Genomic DNA, 20,800 nt, shown 5'->3' on the forward strand with positions numbered 1-20,800 from the left:
TCAGGTCGCACTTTCGACCTCAGGTCGCGCGACCTAGGGTCGCAATTGCGACCTGAACCACGTGACGTGGGCGTGATGCGGCGCGACGTAGTTCCCGCCGGCAGTCAGGTCGCAGTTTCGACCTTAGGTGGCGAAACCTAGGGTCGTGATTGCGACCTGAGTGGGGAGGGAGTGCGGGACTACATGCGGTCGAGGTAGTCGAGGAGGACGCCTTCGCGCATCGCCCAGGGGCACACGTCGAGCTCGTCGATGTCGAACATGCGCATCACCTCGAGGAGCACCGTGCCGCCAGCCACGACCTGGAAGGCGCGGTCCTGCGTGATGCCCGGGAGTGCGGGACGAGCCGCCGCCGGCATCTGCGCGAGGCGCGGCACCCAATCCTCAAGCTGCCACTGGCGGAGCGTGACGCGGTCGGCCGAGCCGATGCCATCCTGCACCGACCCCGCCAGGCGAGCGAGCGAACGGACCGTCTTCGAGGTGCCCACAAACTGGTCGGGGCGGTCACGCTTCCGGAACGTCGCCGCATGCGGTTCCAGGGTCTTGCGCACGTGGCGCTGGAGGGCCTCGAGCTGCTTGAGCGTCGGCGGGTCATCGTGCAGGAAACCGAGCGTCGTGCGGCCCGCACCAAGCGGGACCGACACCGCCTTCTCTGGCACCTCATTGTTACCGATCGCAAGCTCGAGCGAGCCGCCGCCAATGTCGACGAGCATGATCCTGCCAGCAGCCCATCCAAACCAGCGGCGCGCAGCCAGGAACGTCGTCGAAGCCTCCTGCTCGCCCGACATCACCTGCAGTTCGATGTCGGTTTCGCGCTTGATCCGCTCGAGGAGCGCCGGGCCGTTCTTCGCTTCGCGCAGTGCGCTTGTGGCCATCGGCAGCAGCGCATCGAGGTTCGAGCGGCGGATCACCTTCGCGGCATCGTGCATCGCCGACATGATCGTGTCGACGCCCTCGTCGCTGATTGACCCATCCGGCGTGAGGTAGCGCATGAGACGCAGCGTCTTCTTCTGCGACGCCTCGGGCGTGGGACGTGCGCCAACATGGGCGTCCACCACCACGAGGTGAATGGTGTTCGAACCGACGTCGAGTACTCCAAGTCGCATGGTGTCGAGGGTACTCAGAAAGCCCGCCCGGTCGCATGCTGAACCAATTGTTCGTCGAGTGTCGACAGATCTGGATCCCGCTCTTGGCGTCTCGGTGAAATGTGTTGCACGACACTGGCGTGGCGGGCGTTCTTGTGCCCTACTCTCGTCCCGTGCAGCAGTTCACCGTTCGCGCAGCAACGACGCGCGATGTCATCGCCATCGAAGACCTCATCAAGCCCTACGTGCTTGATGGTCGTGTTCTTGGGAAAGAACGGGTCTGGCTCTACGAGTCGATTCAGGAGTTTGTCGTCGCTGAGCGATCGGATGGCAAGGTTATTGGATGCGGTGCACTTCACGTCCTCTGACGTGATCTCGGCGAGATCCGCACGATCACGATTCATCCGGATGCTGGCGGCCTGGGCCTTGGTTCGCGCATCCTCAGCGAGCTCGTTGAGCGTGCCTACGCGCTCGGCCTTGACCGTCTGTTCTGCCTCACCTTCGAGACGCGCTTCTTCGCGAAGCATGGATTCCGTGAGGTGGAAGAGCGAATCATCGACGATGCGACGTTCCACGAGATCCTCCGCTCGCCGGACATGGGCGTCCACGAGTTCCACGAGTTGCCGTATCTCAAGCCCAACACGCTCGGGAACACGCGCATGATTCGGGAGCTGCACGAGGCGGCCTAGTTCCGAACGTGGGCACACGCCAGGTCAGCTCCGGGGACGGAGCTGTACAACCCGACGAGCGCCCCGATCTCGCTTGACGGCTGGTCGGTGCAGTACCGGAGCGCGGCGGGGACGGGCGCCGCGAACGGTGTCGCGCCGCTGAGCGGACAGATTCCTGCGCAGGGCTACTACCTCGTGAGCCTCGGCTCGAACGGCGCCAATGGCGCCGCCCTGCCGACGCCCGACGCCAGCGCCCCCGGCATGAACCCGAGCGGATCGAACGGTGTCATCTTCCTGTCAAACCAGGTATCTGCGCTCACGCTCCCGGCGGGTTCGGTTGTCGCCGCGAACGGCGTGATTGACGCCGTCGGGTACGGAACTGTCACGTTGTTTGAGGGATCCGCCGCTGCGGGTCTCGGTGGCACCTCGGACCAGCGATCCACGCAGCGTACGAACGGCCTCGACACCGACAACAACGCCGCTGACTTCAGTCGTGCGACGCCGACCCCGCAGAACTCGAGTACCACTCCGGTCACTGATCCGGGTGCGACCCCCAACCCCTTCCGCGGCGGTCGTGACACCCATCGACCAGATTCAGGGCACAGGTGATACATCGCCGCTCGCGGGGCAGAACGTCACCACGCAGGGTGTTGTTACGGCGGTCTACCCCACGGGCGGTCTCAAGGGGTTCGTGATCCAGATGCCTGGTGTGGTTGATCTCGCAACGCACAAGGCCTCGCGCGGCATCTTCGTGTACGCCCCGAACGACGATGCCAAGGTGACGATCGGTGACTCGGTCACCGTGACCGGCAACGTCTCCGAGTACTTTGGGCTCACGCAGATCTCGGCCTCAACTGTGGCCAAGATCGCTGCACTTGGCGAGGTTCCCGCCACGGGCCTCACCTGGACCGGTGACGAAGCCGTCCGCGAATCCTTCGAGGGCATGCTCGTCATGCCGAAGGACAAGCTCGTCGTGACCGACAACTACGGCGTGAACCAGTACGGCGAGATTGGTCTTGCGGTGAACGACGTCCTCGTGACGCCGACTGAAGTTGGTGCTCCGATGAGCGCCGAGGCCAAGGCTCAGGCTGCCGACAACGCTGCTCGCGGCATCCTCCTCGACGATGGTGCTTCGACGAAGTACACGGGCGCAGGATCCGGCATCCCAACCCCGTACATCGACCAGGACCGCCCGGTGACGGTTGGCGCAACGGCCACCTTCACGAAGCCGGTCATCCTCTCGTACGGCTTTGACAGGTGACGTCTGCAGCGGACTGTCCCGGTGAGCGGAAGCAACCCGGTTGACGAGCCCGCCACCTTCCTCGTTGGTGATTTCAACGCGTACTCGATGGAGTCGCCGGTCACGACGATCACGGATGCTGGCTTCGCCGACCTTGGCCACTCGACGAGCTCGACGACCGGCTTCACCGAGTACTCGTACCTCTTCGGTGGCACGCTTGGCTCGCTCGACCACGTCTTCGCTTCGCCGGCGGCCCAGGCACTCGTCGGTGGCGTTGACACCTGGACGATCAACTCCTATGAGTCGGTTGCCTACGAGTACAGCCGCTGGAACAGCAACGTCGAAGCGTTCTACTCGCCTGACCAGTTCCGTGCCTCGGACCACAACCCGGAGGTCGTGAAGCTTGTCTTCCCGACGCCAGCACTGACCCCGACGGCACAGCCGACACCGGCGCCCAGCAGCACGGCAACGGCGAGCCCTGTCGCAAGCTCGAACCCCACTGAATCACTGACGGCTTCGCCGGACGCGGCGGCCACGGACGGCGAGCGTTCTGGCAACGGTGGCCTTGCGGGTACTGGTGCTGAGGGCATGATTCCAGCAGCAGTGGCGGGCCTCGCGCTGCTGCTGGGTGGCCTGGTGGCTCGCCGTCGACCGGCTGAGCGCTAGACCACACGAATCCGCCAGGGGCGGGGCAGGAACTCAAGGGTTCCCGCCCCGCCCCTGCGCGTCGTCAAGATTTGGATGCCGGGCCGGTAGCGTGTCGGCATGCCTGCAACACCTCGTCCAAGTCGGCAGACGATCTTTCGTCGTCGCCGTGCTGCCCTTGTGGCGTGTGTGGTGTTGATGCTTGCCGCGTTGGTGTTTCTTGTTCCTCACCTCGTGGGCAGTGGCGCTGACTCGACGGCTGAGGCTCCGGACACGCCCACGGCGAGCCCCACCCCGACGAGCGTGACTGCGCAAGACGTTGCGCCGACGCCGGATGCTGGTGGGGGAGCATCCACCGCCACATCGGCTGCGCCTACGGCGGAGGCGTTGCAGCCCTGCATCCCGCCTGAGGTTGTGCTCACTGCGAAGCTTGATGCTGAAACGTACAGCGCAGATCAGCAGCCGAAGCTGTCGCTTGTGCTCGAGAACACAGGGTCGAAGCCGTGCACGATTGATGTTGGGACTGCCAAGCAGGTGTACACGATCACGAGTGGCGCGGACCACATTTGGACTTCGACGGATTGCCAGAGCGAGGCTCGGTCGCAGCCGGTCCAATTGGGTGCCGGGCAACGCCTCGAAGCGCCCCCTATTACGTGGGTGAAGGAGCGATCGGCGCCAAGCAGCTGTTCGGGGGAACGACCCAAGGCGCTCCCGGGCACGTATCAACTCACCGTGCAGATGGACAGCTTGACGTCGGAGCCGGCGAGGTTCGTCTTGCAGTAGCGGGGGCGTTGCACGGACATCGAGACGGAATGCCTGTGCGACATTGGGCGCAGAGGTCTCGCCAAGGGTTTACTCAGCTGTTACTCAGTTGTGATGTATTGCGGCTCTATCCGCATTGAGCGGCAAAACCCTTTGAGGAGTCCTCGTGCAGCTTCCCCGTCCCCTTGCCCGCTTCGGTGGTGCCGCGCTTGCCGCCTGCGCATGTGTTGCAGTTGCTGGCGTGTCGCCGGCCTTCGCCCAGGTGTCGTCGCCGGCCGTGATCCAGCCCACCGCTGGCACGACCCAGGTCAACCTCATCGGCTTTAACGACTTCCACGGTCGTATCAACGATGCTGACCGTTTCGCCGCAAACGTCCTCACCGCGCAGGCCCCGTTTGGCGACGCGAACACGCTCATTCTCGGTAACGGCGACCAGGTTGGCGCGACGGTGTTCGAATCGGCCGCGCTCAATGACCAGCCCACGATCGACGCACTGAACGCCCTGGGCGTTGAAAGCTACACGCAGGGCAACCACGAGTTCGACAAGGGTGCTGCTGACGCCGTTGGCCGTATTCAGAACGGCACGAACGGCCCGGATCTCGCGGCAAACGTGACCGATGCATCGGGGGCGCACCCCTTTGGTGAGTATGCGCTGTTCACGGTCACTGGCAAGCAGGTCGCGGTGATTGGCGCCGTGACGAGCGAGGTCCCTTCGCTCGTTTCGCCGGATGGCATCACTGGCTACACCTTTGAAGACCCGGTTGCCGCCGTGAACCGTGTTGCAGCCCAGCTATCCGATGGCAACCCTGCCAACGGTGAGGCCGACGTCATCGTTGCGTCGTACCACGATGGTGGCCCCGTTGCAGGCAACGACCAGCTTCAGACCAACATGGCGAACACTTCGTTCGCGCACATGGTGAACGACACCGTCCCTGCGGTTGACGCCATTTTCAACGCCCACACGCACATGGCCTATGCCTATGACGCGCCGATCGGTGCATCGACCCGTCCGGTCATCCAGGCCGACTCGTACGGGACCTCGATTGCTCAGGTGGTGCTCACGATTGATGCCAACAACAACGTGACGCTCGCCCAGAGCTCGGTCATTCCGACTCCGAAGGCGGTTCCGACCGAACTCGCGAACGACCCGACGATCCTCAAGATCCAGCAGATCATGGCCGATGCAGTCGCACAGTCGGGCCCGATCGGTGCTCAGGTCATCGCGACCCAGACGGCAGACCTCACGCGCGCGAAGCAGTGCGAGCCGGGCTCGATCCAGGTTGCTGCTGATGGCACGACGTCGAATTGCGTTGTGGCGGTCAAGGACGACCGTGCAAACGAGTCGGCACTCGGTGGTGTGGTCGCGAACTCGATGCTTGACTCGCTGAACGGCGCAGGCCACCCCGTCGACATTGCGATGATCAACCCGGGCGGTCTTCGCGCCGACATCATGAATGACGGCCAGGTCACGTACAAGGAAGCCGCTTCGGTGCTTCCCTTCGCGAACACGCTCATGCAGGTGGAGCTCACGGGTGCTGACCTGAAGCAGATCCTTGAAGAGCAGTGGCAGCCGGATGGCTCGCAGCGTCCGTATCTGCAGCTCGGCCTCTCGGATGGCTTCACCTACACCTACGACCCTGACCGCCCCCGCGGTGACCGCATTCTCTCGATGTCGCTGAACGGCACGTTCATCGATCCTGCAAAGGTTTACCACGTGGCCGCGCCGAGCTTCCTCGCCACTGGTGGCGACAACTTCGCTGGGTTCAAGAAGGCGACCTTGGTGAAGGACACGGGTCTCATCGACCTCGAGTCGTTCGTGAAGTGGGTCAAGGCGAAGGGCCAGCTCCCGATCGACAACAACCGCAATGGTGTCATCGTGCCCGCCCTTGCTGGTAAGGATGGCTACCCCTACACCGAGACGGTGAAGGCTGGCAGCACCTTCAGCTTCGGTGTGGCTGGCTTCGACCTCGCTTCGCTCGGCTACACGCAGAACAGCGTCATCAAGGGCGAGCTCATCGGCCCGGACGGCGCACGCATCGCGCTCCCCGGTGAGGCGACGGTAACCGACCCGAACATCGCCGGTCTCGAGATCACGATCCCTGAGAACCTCGCGACCGGTCAGTACACGCTCGTCCTGAGCTTCGACAACTCGGACACGGTGACGTACCTCCCGCTCTCGGTTGAGGGTCTTCCGCAGTCGGCCCCGACTGAGACCGCTCAGTCGAGCGAGACTGCTCAGCCGACCGAGGCGCCGGCTCCGGCCGCCGAAGCCCTTGCTGGCACGGGTGCCGAGCTTGACGTTGCTGGCTGGATCGCAGTGGCGGCAGTTCTCGCCGTGGCCGGCGGTGCGTTCCTCGCACGTCGTCGCGCATAGCTGAACCAGCTTGTTCAACAACGGTGGCCTGGACACAATGTCCAGGCCACCGTTGTCTTGTGTGCGTGGGGGAGTTGCGGGCGCCGGACGTGACGGGTCTGACCTGCCGCAGCCAGAGGAGCGCCACGGTCTTGTCGCGGCGTTGCTGCGCATGTGAGCGATCGCCGTGGAGTCTGGCCCTGGATTCGCTAGTCGATGCTGTCGGTGCGGCTTTGTTGTTTGGCGAGAGCAGCGCGCAAGGCGGTGCCGACGGTTTGGGAGCCGGTGGAGATGACGCGGTCGAACCCGACGCGTCGCGCTTCTTGCTCTCGGAGGTTCGCTTGGTTGACGCGGCGGATTTCGCCAGCGAGTGAGACTTCACCGATGACGACGGTGCCTGCGGTGATGGGCCGATTCGCGGCGGCGGAGGCGATAGCTCCGGCGATTGCGAGGTCGGCGGCCGGTTCGGTGAGTTTCACTCCACCGACGGTGGAGACGTAGACGTCGCACTGCCCGAGCTTGATGCCGACGCGCTTTTCGAGGACGGCGAGGAGCATGGCAACGCGGCTCGCGTCGACACCGTTCGTGACTCGGCGAGGGTTTGGGGCCTGGGTGGGGACGACGAGCGCCTGGATTTCGACGGGGAGAGCACGGCGTCCTTCGAGCGCGACGGTGACGCAGGTGCCGCTCACGGGGGCGCCGCGCTCGGAGATGAACAGGCCTGAGGGGTCGGGAACTTCGCGCATTCCCTCGCCGCTCATTTCGAAACATCCGACTTCGTCGGTTGGACCGAAACGGTTCTTGAGGGTGCGGGCGAAGCGGAGCGCGGTTTGGCGGTCGCCTTCGACGTGCGCGACGACGTCCACGAGATGCTCGAGCAGGCGCGGACCAGCAACGTGGCCATCTTTCGTGACGTGACCAACGATGATGACGGGGAGTGACTTGGCCTTCGCGAGCCGAATGAGGGCTGACGCGACCTCCCGCACCTGGCTCGGCTGGCCCGCCAGCGAGTCGATCTCTGCAGAAGCTACTGTCTGGATGGAATCGACGATGAGCAGCGCCGGTTGGACGTGCTCGACCTGGCCGAGCACGGCCGCGAGGTCGGTTTCGCTCGCGAGGAAGAGGGTGTCGTGCAGCGTGCCCATGCGCTCGGCGCGGAGCCGAACTTGGCTCGTGGACTCTTCGCCTGAGACGTAGAGCACGCGGGCTCCCGTCTGGGCAACGCGGGCGGCGGTTTCGAGCAGCAGCGTTGACTTACCGACACCGGGCTCGCCTGAGAGAAGGATGGCAGCCCCCGGGACGATGCCGCCGCCGAGCACGCGGTCGAGCTCGCCGATGCCCGTAGGACGGTGGTGCACGTGTTCGAGTGGCGTCTCGGTGATGGGCCGAGCCGCCTGCGAGGGTGCAATCGCGGCAGCCTGCACACGGTGGGCCGTGCGTGACTCAAAGCGATCGACGACGGTGCCCCACGCCTGACATTCGGGGCACTGGCCGAGCCACTTGAGCATGGTGGCACCGCACTCGGTGCAGTGGTAGTTCGGCGTCTTCTCGCGACTCTTGGCCATGGCACCAAGGGTAGAGGGGACCACCGACATTCGATTCTTGAAGCGGCGAGCGCCAGGCTCGGTGGGGAGGGGGGAGACGTCTACGACACGCCCAATGAACTCCAAGTACAACTCCGTCTTGCATCATCAGGAAGAACCTGCTTATGATTGACGACGGTGACGTGTCCGAGCGGCCGAAGGTGCGACACTCGAAATGTCGTGTAGGGTACCCCCCTACCGTGGGTTCAAATCCCACCGTCACCGCCACGCAAACCCCCTCGAGTTTCAACTCGAGGGGGTTTTCCATGTGTCAAACATCACCGGTCCGAGCGTGACACGGCATGCATGCTCTGGGCCTGTCGTCGTCCAATGCGCGTGGACGTGTGACATCCCAAGGTCCCAGAATTGCCGCTTGGCGCGCCCGTCACAATCCAGAGCGCACCGGACAACCCCATGGTGCCGATCGACACGCGCCTCACCCCATTGGACTGCGAACGGCTGCTCAGTTTTGCGCGAGACCTGGAGGATGCGGGGCACCCGCGTGAGGTGTCTGATCTCCAGCAAAGCAGCCTGTCGAGGTGTCAGGAGCGGGAAGACCTGGAACGGCTTGTGTCCGAAATCGTCAATGTGCACCGGCGGCACGACCTCTATGTCAATGACACTCGATTCTTCGCGAGGTAAAACGTCGGTTCGAACGCTCGCTCGTTCGCGCCTACACGCGCGTGTGGGCCCGCTTGATGTCCGCTGGTGTGCGACAGCTGCAGTTGGAGGAGTTTCAGGACATCCCACCGGCAACAACATTGTGCGAGCGATGGATTCATGTCGAACTCATGCTTGGGACCATTCTGCTGTCGGCCTACCGCAACCTGCTGTCGATTGCATCGACGCTGATTGAGGCGCACCGTGCCTATTCGGCACTTGAAGGGGACACCAGCGACACATTTCCGTGGGTGAGTATTCAAGCCGTCAGGCCTTCCTAGACGCGCTCGAGCTGTATCTGGCGCCAGTGGATGACCCAGAGCTTGATGAGCGCATTGCAGCCACAGCAGCTGTCGCTCGCACAATTCCTCTCACGTGTCTCGATCGTTTTGACGCACGTACGCTCTGTGCACAGTTCATGCTGTTGCGTGGACACGCGATCGAGGCTGACGAGCTCGTCGAGGAAGCGCTCGAAGCTGACCGATTGGCGATGCAGGGGTGGACCAACGTTGAGATCGCTGGCGAAATCAACATGAGTCGTTCCTCGGTGGCGCTCTCGATTTCGAGAATCCTGCACAAGCTCAGGATTCGAGCCGTAAACAGATCGCTGACGTCTTCCACGACTGACGCGTCGGCTCGTTGCGCATTCGTGAGGAGCTGTCCTGACCGTCGTGCGCCGCGCGAGCAAGAAACTGTGCGCAAACTGTTGGTCCGGTGCCATAACTTGGCACCGGACCAACAGTTTGCGCACTCTGGCGAGCGGGGCGGGGCTCGAGAGGCTCGGGCGTCTCGAGAGGTCCCGGTCGCGCTCGGCTCAGCGGCGGAAGGCTACTGCGCGGTCAGCGAGTCGACGTACGCCTGGTTCTCCGAGATCCACTGCTCCACGATCGGGCCGTAGTCGTCGGTCTTCTCGCCACCAAACATGGCGTTCTCAAGCGAGTAGAGCTTCTCGGAGTCCATCTTGAAGCTCTTGATCCACGAGGACACCTTCGGGTGCGTGGTCTCGAACTCCTTCGACGAGAACGAGTGGATGCCTTCAGCGTCACCGAGCAGACCCTTCGGGTCCTCGAGGTCGCGGATCGGGAACGCGTCGTACGCCCAGTGCGGACGCCACAGCGTCACGACGATGTTCTCCTTCGCATCCGTCTTCGACTTCAGCTCGGTGAGCATCGCGGCCGTCGACGAGGTCGTGTAGGTCATCTGGTCGAGGCCGTAGCCCGGGATGACGTCGTTCTGGGTGACCTCGGTGAGGCCAGCGCCCGGCTCGATACCGATGATCGTGTTGTCGAACTTGTCGGCGTTCGCGGCGAGCTCGTCGATCGACGTGATCGGGGCATCCTCGTTCACTGCGAAGGTGAGCTTCGCCTCGTCGTTCCACGCGCCAAGGTCCACGATCTTGTCGCCGTACTGCTCCACGTACGACTTGTGCGTGATCGGCAGCCAGCCGTCGAGCACGAGGTCGTAGTCGCCCGTCGACAGTCCCGAGTACACCGGCGCCACATCGGCCGGCTCGAGGGTGACGTCGTAGCCCTGCTCCTCGAGCACGACCTTCCACAGCTCGGATGCGGCAACACCCTCATCCCAGCCGTTGAACACGGCAATCGTGATCTGCTTCTCGTCGCCGTTGTCGAGCTTCTCACCGCTCTTGCCGCTGAGCTCAGCACCCGAGGCGCAGCCCGTGAGCGCGAGAGCGGAGGCCGCGAGGAGGCTGATCCCCGCGAGAATCTTGCGCGAACGCTTCATCGTGTCTTCTCCAAATACGTATCGAATGGTGTTCCGTAGGTGGCGGAGCATCCCGCCGAGTGCAAGTTGCTAGGCGCTCGCGGATGCGGGCTGCGAGGTGGCAGGCTTCGGGTCCACCTGGTCGTCGGTGGTTCCGTTCGCGCGAGCCTTGCGGCGCTCGATCACGCGCTCGACGAGCGTCTTCTGGCCGTTCTCGTGACGGCGAGAGAAGGCACCCGTGAGGCGGTCGAGGATGATCGCGAGGGCCACCACCGAGATACCGGCCTCAAAACCGAGCGCCACGTCGATGCGGTTGAGCGACTGCACGACATCCGCGCCGAGGCCGCCCGCACCGACCATGCCGGCGATGACGACCATCGACAGCGCGAGCATGATGACCTGGTTGACGCCCGCCATGATCGACGGCATCGCGAGCGGCAGCTGAATCTGACGGAGGATGCGGCCAGGCGTGGCACCGAAGGCCTTACCGGCTTCAACCACTTCTTCATCTACGCCGCGAATACCAAGCTCGGTCATGCGCGCACCCGGTGCCATCGCGAAGATGATCGTCGCGACAATGCCCGGCACAACACCCACGCGGAAGAGGATGAGTGCGGGGATGAGGTAGACGAACGCTGGCATCGTCTGCATGAAGTCGAGGATGGGCCGGATGATCGCCGAAGCCGTGTTCGACTTCGCCGCCCAAATGCCGAGCGGCACTGCGAGGAGGATCGCGATGAGGCTCGCGACGATCACGAGCGCGAGTGTCTCCATCGCATTGCCCCACTGGTCGACGGTGAGAATGAGGCCCAGACCGAGCGCCGTGCCGAGGGCGAGCTTCCACCCGCTCGCGATGAACGCGAGGGCCGCGAACACGACGATGATGACGCCCACCGGCGGCGTGAGGAGGATGAACTCGAAGAAACTGTAGAGCGCACCGAAGATGGCGCGAATGACATCAAAGACCGGGCCAGCGACCGAGATGAGTCCCTCGATGAACGCCTCAACCCAGGTACCGAGAGGAATGCGGATCACTTCGTGCTCCCTTCCGTCGAAGCGTCATCAAGCGGGGCGGCGGCTCCAGCACGTGCCGGGGTGCTCGCTCCTTCGGGTGCAGGGTGCTCGTCGAGGACCGCCTGCACCTCTTCCGGGCGCACATCGGTGATCGGGTCGTGCGGCACCGGAATCGCGGACGTCGTCGACGGGACGTTCGCGAGGGACGCCAGGAGCGTCACGCGCGGGACGACACCGAGCAGGCGGCGCTGCTCATCCACGACCGCGATCGGGAAGGCCGTGTCGGCGGCGAGTTCGAAGAGATCGCTGAGCGGGGTGTCCGGCGAGACGGTGGCAACATCGCGCTTGATGATGCTCGCAAGGTCGGTCGAACCTTCCTTCACGAGACGCATGGCGCGGCGGTCGGTCACGCCACCCTCGAGCTTCCGGCCCTGGCCGAGCACGAACGCGCCGCCGGACTGCGCATCGTTCATGACGCGAAGCGCGGCACGCGGGCCTGCCGAGAGCGGGACTGCCGAGACAGCCGGGACCATGGCGCTTGCGGCCGTGAGCACGCGCGCACGGTCGACATCCTGCACGAACTGGGCCACGTAGTCGTTGGCCGGGTCGGTGAGGATCTCTTCGGGCGTGCCGATCTGGACGATCTTGCCCTGGCGCATCACCGCGATGCGGTCCCCGAGGAACATGGCCTCGTTGAGGTCGTGCGTGATGAAGATGATCGTCTTGTGGAGCTGTTCCTGGAGGTCCTTGAGCTCCTCCTGCATCTCGCGGCGGATGAGCGGGTCGAGGGCGCTGAAGGCCTCATCCATGAGCAGGATGTCGGTGTCCGCAGCGAGGGCGCGAGCGATGCCGACGCGCTGCTGCATACCGCCGGAGAGCTCCGAGGGACGCTTGTCCTTCCACTTGCCAAGGCCCACGCTCTCGAGCATCTCGGCGGCCTTCGCGAGGCGCTCCTGTTTGCCGATGCCCTGGATTTCCAGCGGCATCGCGACGTTGTCGAGGACGCTTCGGTGGGGGAGGAGCGCGAAGTGCTGGAACACCATCGAGATGTGCTCGCGGCGCACCTTGCGCACGGTTGCGGCGTCCGCCTTCGCGAGGTCGGTGCCGGCGACGATGACTTCACCCGCGGTCGGCTCCCAGAGGCCGTTGAGCATGCGGATGAGGGTGGACTTGCCCGAACCGGACAGGCCCATGACGACGAAGATCTCGCCCGGCTTCACGTCAAAGGTCGCGTCAACGACGGCCGGTGTGAGGTGCTTGGGGAGCTTTTCGGGGGCGACGCCGCGCGCGAGCTGCTTGGCGGCATCGCTTGCGCCGCGGCCGAACACCTTCGTGGCGCCGCGGACGGAAAGGATGGGATCTGACACGAAGTGAAACTCCTTGCGTGGATCGGAAGGCATCAACAATCAAGCCCTGCGAAAAATGGTTCGCTGGACTCTCGACCGGGCGCCTGAGCGTCGAAGGCGCGAGCCGGTGCTCGCGCGGCACGCCGGAGGTAGCGGAGCGCCAGCGCCGAGGACGTGAGCCCGTCAGGCACAACTCCACGCGAAGCACGGTAGCAAGCCAGTCTCACTGGCAGCGGGGTGCAAAACCGGTTCAATTCACCACGCGCGATCCTCCGAGATCCCCATGGGTACGCGGATCAGGCGGGGTCTCGCGAGACGAAAAGGTGGGTTCAAGATTGCTGCAATGCGTTGTGGAACCGTTATCCAGACCTCCCTTTGCGGTGGAGAATCGGCGTGATTTCCTCGCTGATCAGGCCTGTTGGCAGGAATCCGTGACCTTGGTCGGGGGAGAATAGATGCGGCGCAATTCCAAAGGAGGAATCGTGGTGGAGAGCAATGGGGCCGCATCGCGCTTGAGCGAGCCGCCCGCACGAGCTGCGCGAGGTGCTGTGACGCGTGCTGAACACGACCCCGCCGCTGATGAGTCACTGGATCTGAATCGATTCCGCAACGTCGTCAACGAATCCTTCGTCCCGCTCGAGATCACCGCCGACGATCCTGCGTCATTCCGGGCGCGGGTAAGTCACGTCAATGTTCACGGCGTCTCATTCACGGACATCCGCGCGGGCGCCCACACGGTGCTGCGCACGCCCGAGCTCATTGCTGAATCGAGTGAGCACTGTGTGAAGATCTCGCGGCAAATGGAGGGGCGCGGCATCCACCGGCAGCACGGGCGAAGTGTTGACCTGCAGCCGGGTGACCTTGTCGTCTACGACACCTCGCAGCCCTACGAGCTGAGCTTCACGGACGACTTTCGCGTGCTCGTCATGATGGTGCCGCACGAGCGACTCAAAGTGCCACCGCACGCCATGAACGACATCACCGCGGTGCGCCTCGACGGCTCCAGCGGTCTTGGCCGGGTGGTTTCGCCGTTTCTTGCCACCCTCGGCACGAGCCTTGACGAACTCCGCGGCCCCGCAGGCGTCTACCTTGTGCAGAGTGCGGTGCAGCTCGTGGACACCCTGCTTGCGAACTCCTTTGACCTCAACCGGGTGGCGGCTGACCCGCACCGGGCGCTCCTCGAATCCATTCGGGATGACATCGATCAAAGGCTCGGTGATACGACGCTGAGCCCCAGCACCATCGCGGAACGCGCCTACATTTCTGTCCGGCACCTCCATGCGCTCTTCCACGATCGTGGCGAGACAGTCGCTGGCTACATCCGCAAGCGCCGCCTCGAGTGCGCCTACCTCGACCTGGTGAATCCCGAGTACGCGCACCGTTCGGTGAGCGCCATCGGCGCGGATTGGGGGCTCGCGAATGCGGCCCACTTTAGCCGGCTCTTCAAGGTGCGCTATGGCGAGTCGCCAAGCGAGGTGCGGCGCCGCGCCTTCGCGAGGAACTAGCTGCTTGACGAAGCGAGGACGTCGTGAATGTGATCGCGTCACGCGCTGACGATTTCCTCCGCTGCTTCGATGCCATCTCGAACATCGAGTGCTGTCGCGGGTGCTCGGTCTTCGCTCGGGTACTCGGTCGCGTTGCGCACGTGCCGCATCCACTCGAACTCCGCGAGTGACGGGTGTAAGACGAACTCGGCGGCGGCAATGCCCGTGTTTCGATGAGCTCCACCGCTCGGTCGAACGCGAAGCCCGTGTGCAGCGAGAACTGCTGTGAGCGCCTTCCGTGCGGCATCGTATGCGGCAGTGAAGGCCATGGCCTGGTCCTCCGTTCCGGCCAGCGCTTGTGCTGTTCGCACGTGCTGCGCCGCTTGCTTGAGGATGAACTGTGCGTGCTCGGTGTTCGGGGCGACCTCTTCAATCCGTCGCTGCTCGACGAGCTGCCGAATCGTGTTACTCACGCAGCTCGCCCGTCAGGACATCCAGCATTGGTCGTGAACGGACGGTCGCGACAAACGGTGCGGGGGATTGTGCGTGCCATTCGTCTTCGGCCAGACGAGTGATGTTGACTGCAAGGTTGAGCCGCTCAGATGCGACGGCAGCTTGCTCACTCAGGGTGCGTCGCGGGATGTCGCCAACGACAAGGACGTCGAGATCGTTCGGGTACGGTCCGGCAATTCCAGCCCGTCGTGCGGCCCATGATCCAAAAATCAGGAGCTCGCTGATGCTGTCGATGCCACCGAAGAGTTCGCGAACGACCGGCACGGGGCCGTACGTAGCCAGCACGAGCTGTGACATGAGGCTGTACAGGGGGTGTGACTTGTTTGCTCGGACAAGGCGGTTTCGACCCTCGATGCGGTCGACGACGACATCGCTTTCGACAAGGCGACCGATCTCGCGATGCACGATGGGTGCGCTAACGCTCGATCGGCGCCCAAGCTCGCTCAGTGTGAGTTCCTCGTCTGGATGGAGGAAAAGTTCGGCGAGCACCGCTCCGACGGCGTCAGAGCGTATGAAGGGTGTGAGCGCTGCCGGTGCTCGTTTCATATAACGTGATCATATATTCACGTTATGGGAATAAACAATGCGGTGTGCGTAGCTCAGGGAAACGGCATGACGCATTTGCGTTGGAGCGCGGAGTCGTTGCCGCGGCGTGCACGAGGGAGCGCGGATGCTGTCTCGTGTCAGCACGGCACCTAGGCTCCTGAGCAACGAACCTCAACGACGAGGCTCGACAACGCATCGCCTGCAATGACGGAGGCCATCATGCACACCCAAACAATTGGGCAGGCCGCGCCTGCCACCACGGCACCTGTGACGCCAGCATCCGGCATCCCGACACCAACACGAAAGCTCGGGACGTTTTCGATCGCGATGATGATCGTCGCGGCATCCGCGCCGCTCACCGTTATCGCCGGTGGCGCACCGAGTAGTTTCGCCGTGAGTGGCATCACCTCGGTTCCTGCCGCCTACCTCGTGCTTGCCGCGGTCCTCGCGCTCTTTGCCTTTGGATACGCGGCCATGGCGCGACACATTACGAACCCCGGTGCCTTCTACGCTTACGTGGCCCGCGGGCTCGGGCGACCCCTCGGTGTCGCCTCCGCGATCGGTGCGATGGTGTCCTACCTCGCCATGGAGTTCGGCATCTTCGGCATGTTCGGGTTCACCGTCGCGGACTGGCTCACCGTTCGATTCGGGCTTGAAACGAGCTGGTGGATGTGGGCGCTCGCGGGCGTGCTCATCGTCGGGGTGCTCGGCATGTGGCGAATCGATTTTTCAGCCCGGGTCATCGCGGTGCTCGTGGCGCTTGAGTTCCTCGCCGTTGGCGTTGTGGATGCCGTCGGGCTGGGTGCAGCGCCAGAGGGGTACCCGCTCGACGCGATCAACCCGGCATCTCTCATCACGCCCGAAGTTGGCGTCTTGCTCGCCTTCGGTGTGGCCGCGTTCATGGGCTTCGAGTCGGCGGCGATCTACGCGCACGAGGCAAAGAATCCGCGCACGACGATCGGTCGCGCGACCTTCCTCGCGGTGATCGGCGTCGGACTCTTCTACAGCATTTCGGCCTGGGCACTCACCGTCGGCGTCGGGCCCTCGCAGGTCGTTGCCCAGTCCGAGGAACTCGGTCCCGGCATCGTCTTCGCGCTCATCGGCGCGCACTTGCCCGAGGTCGTCGTCGACATCGTGAACGCGCTTTTCATCACGAGTCTTTTCGCAGCGCTCCTCTCGTTCCACAACGCGGTCTCTCGCTACATCGCCGAGCTTGGCCGGGAGCGCGTTGCCCCGCAGGTCTTCGCGAAGCGCACCGAGAATGGAGCCCCGATCGTCGGCTCGCTCACGCAGACGGTCCTCTCGATCATCGTCACGCTCGGCTTCGTGCTCGGTGACCCGGGTGACCCCCTCTACCCGGTCCTCACCATGTTCACCTGGCTCACGAACACGGGTGCGTTCGGACTCGTCCTGCTCATGTGCTTTGTGGCGGTCGCCATCATTGCCTTCTTCATCCGCGACGACCGCGGTGTGGGCGCCTGGTCGCGGCTGTTCGCACCCGCGATCGCCGCGATGGCGCTCGGGGCTGTGTTTATCCTCGTGCTCGTGAACTTCCCGCTCATGCTCGGGCAGGAGGAAGCTGACCTGCTCACCTGGATTCTGCCAAGCCTCGTCATCGTGCCCGGTGCGCTCGGGTTTGCCTGGGCGATGTACCTCAAGAGCGCGCGACCCGAGGCCTATGCGGGGATCGCAGCCGATATGGATGCCCCGACCGGCGTCATCCCGATCGTCCATCCCGCACCCGGCGCGGACCGTGCTCCCTTCATGGCTGATGCACATGAGCCCGCTCCCGGGGCGCCGGCCACCCGTCGCTGAATCGAATCACCTCACCGAAACATTCACCACCACTCGCATGTACGACCCTCACCAAGGAGGAACCATGAGTTGGAACACCGCACAGGAACTACTTGACGCGATCACCGACGAGACCGGTCGCGAAGTCTTCGACCCGGCGACCGGCGAGCTCATCGGCAAAGCGCCAGTCGCGAACGAGGCCGATCTCGAGGACGCGATCGCGCGCGCCCAGGCAGCGCAGAAGGCGTGGGCAGCGAAGCCCGTCGCCGAGCGCAACGAGCTCCTCGTGAAGGCTGCTGAAGCGATTGAGGCGGCGGCCGAGCCCCTCGCCGAAATCCTCTCCCGCGAGCAGGGCAAGCCCCTCAACGGCCCGAACGCCCGCTTCGAGGTCGGCGGATGCGCGGGCTGGTTCCGCGCGAACGCAAGCTTCGCCCTCGAACCGGAAACGATCGTGGATGACGAGACGCAGCGCTCGGTCATGGTCTACGACCCGATCGGTGTCGTCGGGGCGATCAGCCCGTGGAACTGGCCGATGATGATCTCGGTCTGGCAGTGGGCTCCGTCCCTCAAGATGGGGAACACAGTCGTCGCGAAGCCGGCATCGTCGACGACGCTCTCGGTGCTCGCGCTCGGCCACGTCGTGAACTCGGTGCTGCCGGAGGACCTCCTCATCGTCGTCCCCGCATCCGGCCGCATTGCCTCGAAGCTCGCGAGTGATGAGCGCATCGGCAAGGTCATGTTCACGGGCTCGACCGAAGTCGGAAAGACGATTGCGCGCGAAGCGGCTGGCTCGGTTGCGCGTGTGACCCTCGAACTCGGCGGTAACGACGCGGGCATCGTCTTGGACGACGCCGATCCCGCGAAGATCGCCGAGGGTGTGTTCTGGGGCGCCTTCATCAACACCGGGCAGACCTGTGCTGCCTTGAAGCGCCTCTACGTCCCTGCATCGATCTACGACGAGGTTGTGGATGCGGTCGCCAAGGTCGCCGAGTCGACGCCGATGGGTGTGGGACTTGACGAGCAGAACGTCCTCGGGCCGCTCCAGAACAAGGATCAGTACGAGATTGTCGCGGACCTCGTGGAGAAGGCGCGCTCGGCTGGTGCCCGCATCGTGGTCGGCGGCAACCCGGATCCTGAGCAGCCCGGATTCTTCTACCCGTCGACGATCGTAGCCGACATCGAGAACGACAACCCGCTCGTCGCGGAGGAGCAGTTCGGCCCGGTGCTGCCGATCGTGAAGTACGACTCGCTCGACCAGGCGATCGAGTGGGCGAACGCGCTCGACGTGGCGCTCGGCTCATCCGTGTGGTCGTCCAACGAGGAGCGCGCGCTTGAGGTTGCGTCTCGACTTGTGGCCGGAACGACGTGGATCAACTCGCACGGCACCCTGCACCCTGCCGTCCCCTTCGGCGGCGCGAAGCAGTCGGGCTACGGCGTCGAGTTCGGCGTCGACGGGCTCAAGCACGTCGCGCAGCCCCACGTCATCACCGTGACCAAGTAGCCGGGTCGGGGGTCCGGGTTCCGCCCGGCACCCGCGCCCATGCCTGGCGCTCAACATATCTGGCGCAAATGGTTGGTCCGGTCACAAATTTGTGACCGGACCAACCATTTGCGCCAGATTTCTTGCGGGAGGCGGGAGACGGGAGGGGACGGGGGAGAGGGGCTGGGGTTAGTAGCTCGCGCGGGTGGTGGAATCGCCGGAGCAGAGCTCGGCGGCGAACTTCTCGGAGGTGCGGGCGACGGTCGCCACATCCGCGTCGACGAGCACGAAATCGACCCCGGCATCGAGGTATCGCTTGCGGGCTTCCTCACCGAATGCATTCACGCCGACGGGCTTGCCCGCCTTGTGCGCAGCGGTGATCGCACGTTCGACCGCGGCAACGACCTCGGGACGCTCTTGCTCGCCGAGTAGGCCCATGGACGCGGCAAGGTCGCTCGGTCCGACGAACACCGCATCCACGCCATCCACCGCGACGATCGCGTCAGCATTCTCGACCGCCTCAACCGTCTCAATCTGCACGGTGAGTGAAACGAGTTCGGATGCTCGCGCCAGGTAGTCGGGCACGCGATTCCACCGCGCACCACGAGCCAGTGCTGAGCCGACGCCTCGCACGCCGCGCGGTGGGTAGTGCATGGCCGCGACCGCAGCTTCAGCGTCCTCTGCCGTGTTCACCATCGGAACGAGCATGTTCTGCGCCCCGAGATCGAGGTATTGCTTGATGACTACCTTGTCGTTGACTGGCACGCGCACGACCGGCGTGGTCGGGTACGCGGCGGCCGCCTGCAGCTGCAGCTGAATCGATTCAAGCCCGAGTGGCGAGTGTTCCGCATCGATCAAGAGCCAGTCGAGGCCAGCGCCCGCGACAATCTCGGCCATGAGCGGCGAACCGGAGCACACCCACATGCCGGCGAGTGCGCGTTGCCGTGAAGCCTCGCGAAGGCGGTCGGCGAAGGTCGGCGGAAGGTCTACACGAAGCGACATGAAATCGTCCCCATTCGTCCATAGTCGCAGAGCACGGTGTCTCCCCGGTCAATCCACATCGGGCGCGTGAATGAGCCGGCGAGGATGATCTCGCCCGCCTCAAGCTTCTGGCCGTGCTGGTGGAACTTGTTCGTGAGCCACGCGACGCCCATGCCCGGGTGGTTGAGGACCCCGGCGGCGACGCCCGTCTCTTCGACCGTCTCGTTCTTGTAGAGGAGTGCGGAGACCCAGCGAACGTCGATCTCGTCCGGGCGCATTGGGTTACCACCGAGCACCATCCCGCCGTAGGCCGCGTTGTCGGAGATCGTGTCGACGATCGTGCGGCCCTCCATCTCGATGTGCGAGTTGAGGATTTCGAGGGCAGGCGTCACGTATTCGGTCGCGCGGAGCACATCGAAGAGCGTGCAGTTCGGGCCTTCGAGCGCATCCTTGAGGACGAAGGCGAGCTCGACCTCGATGCGGACGTTCGAGAACTGGCCGTGTTCGATGACGGCACCGTTCTCGTGAATCGTGTCAGCAAACATGACGCCATAGTCAGGTTCGGTGATGCCGGTGGCCTGCTGCATCGCCTTTGATGTGAGACCAATCTTGCGGCCAGCGATGCGGCGCCCCTCAGCGAGTGCCTTGTCGCGCCACACCCCCTGGATGGCGTAAGCATCCTCGACGGTTGCGTCGGGGTAACGGGCGGTGATGCGGGGAATGACGCTCCTGTCGCGCTCTGCGCGCGCGAGCTCCTCCGCGATGACTTCGATGTCTGATCGCTCAAGCATGCGGCTTATTCTCACATGCGGATCCGGGAAGACTCCGGGGAACGCGGGGCGCAGGCGGGCATCAGCCAGCAAGCGCAGACGTGACACATGTCATGCCCGGGCCATGACATACCTCACGCAAGATAGTGATTGGTGG

21 protein-coding genes and 1 tRNA gene are annotated in these 20,800 nt (G+C 64.3%); 12 read left to right on the forward strand and 10 right to left on the reverse strand.

What is annotated here, in order from left to right; genetic code table 11:
* Positions 1–179: 179 nt before the first annotated feature.
* Both ZAL01S_RS06940 and ZAL01S_RS10715 read right to left on the reverse strand, forming a co-directional pair.
* Positions 180–1,103 carry a Ppx/GppA phosphatase family protein gene (locus ZAL01S_RS06940; RefSeq protein ID WP_066081662.1) on the reverse strand — a complete coding sequence of 308 codons (924 nt, stop codon included), beginning with the start codon at positions 1,101–1,103 and terminating at the stop codon, positions 180–182.
* 14 nt (positions 1,104–1,117) lie between these two features.
* Positions 1,118–1,609, reverse strand: a complete 492-nt coding sequence (locus tag ZAL01S_RS10715; RefSeq protein ID WP_306301595.1) for a hypothetical protein — start codon at positions 1,607–1,609, stop codon at positions 1,118–1,120.
* Here ZAL01S_RS10715 and ZAL01S_RS10720 point away from each other — a divergent pair.
* The 6 genes from ZAL01S_RS10720 (at position 1,502) to ZAL01S_RS06970 (ending at position 6,771) form a co-directional block, all read left to right on the forward strand.
* On the forward strand, positions 1,502–1,771 hold the full coding sequence (locus tag ZAL01S_RS10720; RefSeq protein WP_306301596.1) for a GNAT family protein: 270 nt from the start codon (positions 1,502–1,504) through the stop codon (positions 1,769–1,771). The genes ZAL01S_RS10715 and ZAL01S_RS10720 overlap by 108 nt on opposite strands.
* An 87-nt stretch (positions 1,772–1,858) precedes the next feature.
* Positions 1,859–2,359, forward strand: a complete 501-nt coding sequence (locus ZAL01S_RS06950) for a hypothetical protein (protein ID WP_066081664.1) — start codon at positions 1,859–1,861, stop codon at positions 2,357–2,359.
* On the forward strand, positions 2,325–3,011 hold the full coding sequence (locus ZAL01S_RS06955) for a hypothetical protein (RefSeq protein ID WP_066081666.1): 687 nt from the start codon (positions 2,325–2,327) through the stop codon (positions 3,009–3,011). The genes ZAL01S_RS06950 and ZAL01S_RS06955 overlap by 35 nt, the downstream gene beginning before the upstream one ends.
* Before the next feature lie 21 nt (positions 3,012–3,032).
* Complete coding sequence (locus ZAL01S_RS06960) at positions 3,033–3,656, forward strand: endonuclease/exonuclease/phosphatase family protein (RefSeq protein ID WP_066081668.1); 624 nt, start codon at positions 3,033–3,035, stop codon at positions 3,654–3,656.
* Positions 3,657–3,755: 99 nt separating this feature from the next.
* Complete coding sequence (locus tag ZAL01S_RS06965; protein ID WP_159421624.1) at positions 3,756–4,418, forward strand: hypothetical protein; 663 nt, start codon at positions 3,756–3,758, stop codon at positions 4,416–4,418.
* Positions 4,419–4,563: 145 nt separating this feature from the next.
* Positions 4,564–6,771: a bifunctional metallophosphatase/5'-nucleotidase gene (locus ZAL01S_RS06970; protein ID WP_066081672.1), complete on the forward strand. Its 2,208-nt coding sequence runs from the start codon at positions 4,564–4,566 to the stop codon at positions 6,769–6,771.
* A 188-nt stretch (positions 6,772–6,959) separates the two neighbouring features.
* On the opposite strand, the gene radA is transcribed toward ZAL01S_RS06970, so the two are convergent.
* Positions 6,960–8,315: a DNA repair protein RadA gene (gene radA / locus ZAL01S_RS06975; protein WP_066081674.1), complete on the reverse strand. Its 1,356-nt coding sequence runs from the start codon at positions 8,313–8,315 to the stop codon at positions 6,960–6,962.
* A 155-nt stretch (positions 8,316–8,470) separates the two neighbouring features.
* Here radA and ZAL01S_RS06980 point away from each other — a divergent pair.
* From ZAL01S_RS06980 to ZAL01S_RS06990, 3 genes are all read left to right on the forward strand, one after another.
* Positions 8,471–8,561: transfer RNA gene (locus ZAL01S_RS06980), tRNA-Ser, on the forward strand.
* 186 nt (positions 8,562–8,747) lie between these two features.
* Positions 8,748–8,975: a hypothetical protein gene (locus ZAL01S_RS06985; RefSeq protein ID WP_066081676.1), complete on the forward strand. Its 228-nt coding sequence runs from the start codon at positions 8,748–8,750 to the stop codon at positions 8,973–8,975.
* Between the two features lie 68 nt (positions 8,976–9,043).
* Positions 9,044–9,274, forward strand: a complete 231-nt coding sequence (locus ZAL01S_RS06990; protein ID WP_159421625.1) for a hypothetical protein — start codon at positions 9,044–9,046, stop codon at positions 9,272–9,274.
* A 547-nt stretch (positions 9,275–9,821) separates the two neighbouring features.
* Here ZAL01S_RS06990 and ZAL01S_RS07000 read toward each other — a convergent pair.
* From ZAL01S_RS07000 to ZAL01S_RS07010, 3 genes are all read right to left on the reverse strand, one after another.
* Positions 9,822–10,736, reverse strand: coding sequence for a glycine betaine ABC transporter substrate-binding protein (locus ZAL01S_RS07000; RefSeq protein WP_083523158.1), 915 nt, complete (start codon positions 10,734–10,736; stop codon positions 9,822–9,824).
* Positions 10,737–10,805: 69 nt separating this feature from the next.
* Complete coding sequence (locus ZAL01S_RS07005; RefSeq protein ID WP_083523159.1) at positions 10,806–11,750, reverse strand: ABC transporter permease; 945 nt, start codon at positions 11,748–11,750, stop codon at positions 10,806–10,808.
* A complete protein-coding gene (locus tag ZAL01S_RS07010; RefSeq protein ID WP_244875361.1) occupies positions 11,747–13,096 on the reverse strand; it encodes a quaternary amine ABC transporter ATP-binding protein in 1,350 nt (449 codons plus the stop codon). The genes ZAL01S_RS07005 and ZAL01S_RS07010 overlap by 4 nt, the downstream gene beginning before the upstream one ends.
* 461 nt (positions 13,097–13,557) lie before the next feature.
* Here ZAL01S_RS07010 and ZAL01S_RS07015 point away from each other — a divergent pair, with 461 nt between their 5' ends.
* Positions 13,558–14,580, forward strand: coding sequence for an AraC-like ligand-binding domain-containing protein (locus ZAL01S_RS07015; protein ID WP_159421626.1), 1,023 nt, complete (start codon positions 13,558–13,560; stop codon positions 14,578–14,580).
* A 38-nt stretch (positions 14,581–14,618) separates the two neighbouring features.
* On the opposite strand, the gene ZAL01S_RS07020 is transcribed toward ZAL01S_RS07015, so the two are convergent.
* Complete coding sequence (locus tag ZAL01S_RS07020; protein ID WP_066081687.1) at positions 14,619–15,032, reverse strand: HEPN domain-containing protein; 414 nt, start codon at positions 15,030–15,032, stop codon at positions 14,619–14,621.
* Positions 15,025–15,477, reverse strand: coding sequence for an ArsR family transcriptional regulator (locus tag ZAL01S_RS07025; RefSeq protein ID WP_159421627.1), 453 nt, complete (start codon positions 15,475–15,477; stop codon positions 15,025–15,027). Before ZAL01S_RS07025 ends, ZAL01S_RS07020 begins: the two co-directional genes overlap by 8 nt.
* Positions 15,478–15,837: 360 nt before the next feature.
* Here ZAL01S_RS07025 and ZAL01S_RS07030 point away from each other — a divergent pair, with 360 nt between their 5' ends.
* A complete protein-coding gene (locus tag ZAL01S_RS07030) occupies positions 15,838–17,433 on the forward strand; it encodes an APC family permease (RefSeq protein ID WP_083523165.1) in 1,596 nt (531 codons plus the stop codon).
* A gap of 64 nt (positions 17,434–17,497) precedes the next feature.
* Positions 17,498–18,913: an aldehyde dehydrogenase family protein gene (locus ZAL01S_RS07035; protein ID WP_066081691.1), complete on the forward strand. Its 1,416-nt coding sequence runs from the start codon at positions 17,498–17,500 to the stop codon at positions 18,911–18,913.
* A 168-nt stretch (positions 18,914–19,081) separates the two neighbouring features.
* Here ZAL01S_RS07035 and ZAL01S_RS07040 read toward each other — a convergent pair whose 3' ends face one another.
* Together ZAL01S_RS07040 and hpaH are read right to left on the reverse strand one after the other, a co-directional pair.
* Positions 19,082–19,894, reverse strand: coding sequence for an HpcH/HpaI aldolase family protein (locus ZAL01S_RS07040; RefSeq protein WP_066081692.1), 813 nt, complete (start codon positions 19,892–19,894; stop codon positions 19,082–19,084).
* A complete protein-coding gene (gene hpaH, locus ZAL01S_RS07045) occupies positions 19,879–20,664 on the reverse strand; it encodes a 2-oxo-hept-4-ene-1,7-dioate hydratase (RefSeq protein ID WP_066081694.1) in 786 nt (261 codons plus the stop codon). The genes ZAL01S_RS07040 and hpaH overlap by 16 nt, the downstream gene beginning before the upstream one ends.
* Positions 20,665–20,800 lie beyond the last annotated feature (136 nt).

It is taken from the genome of [Zimmermannella] alba NBRC 15616, assembly GCF_001570905.1.
GTDB classification, from domain to species: domain Bacteria; phylum Actinomycetota; class Actinomycetes; order Actinomycetales; family Microbacteriaceae; genus Pseudoclavibacter; species Pseudoclavibacter albus.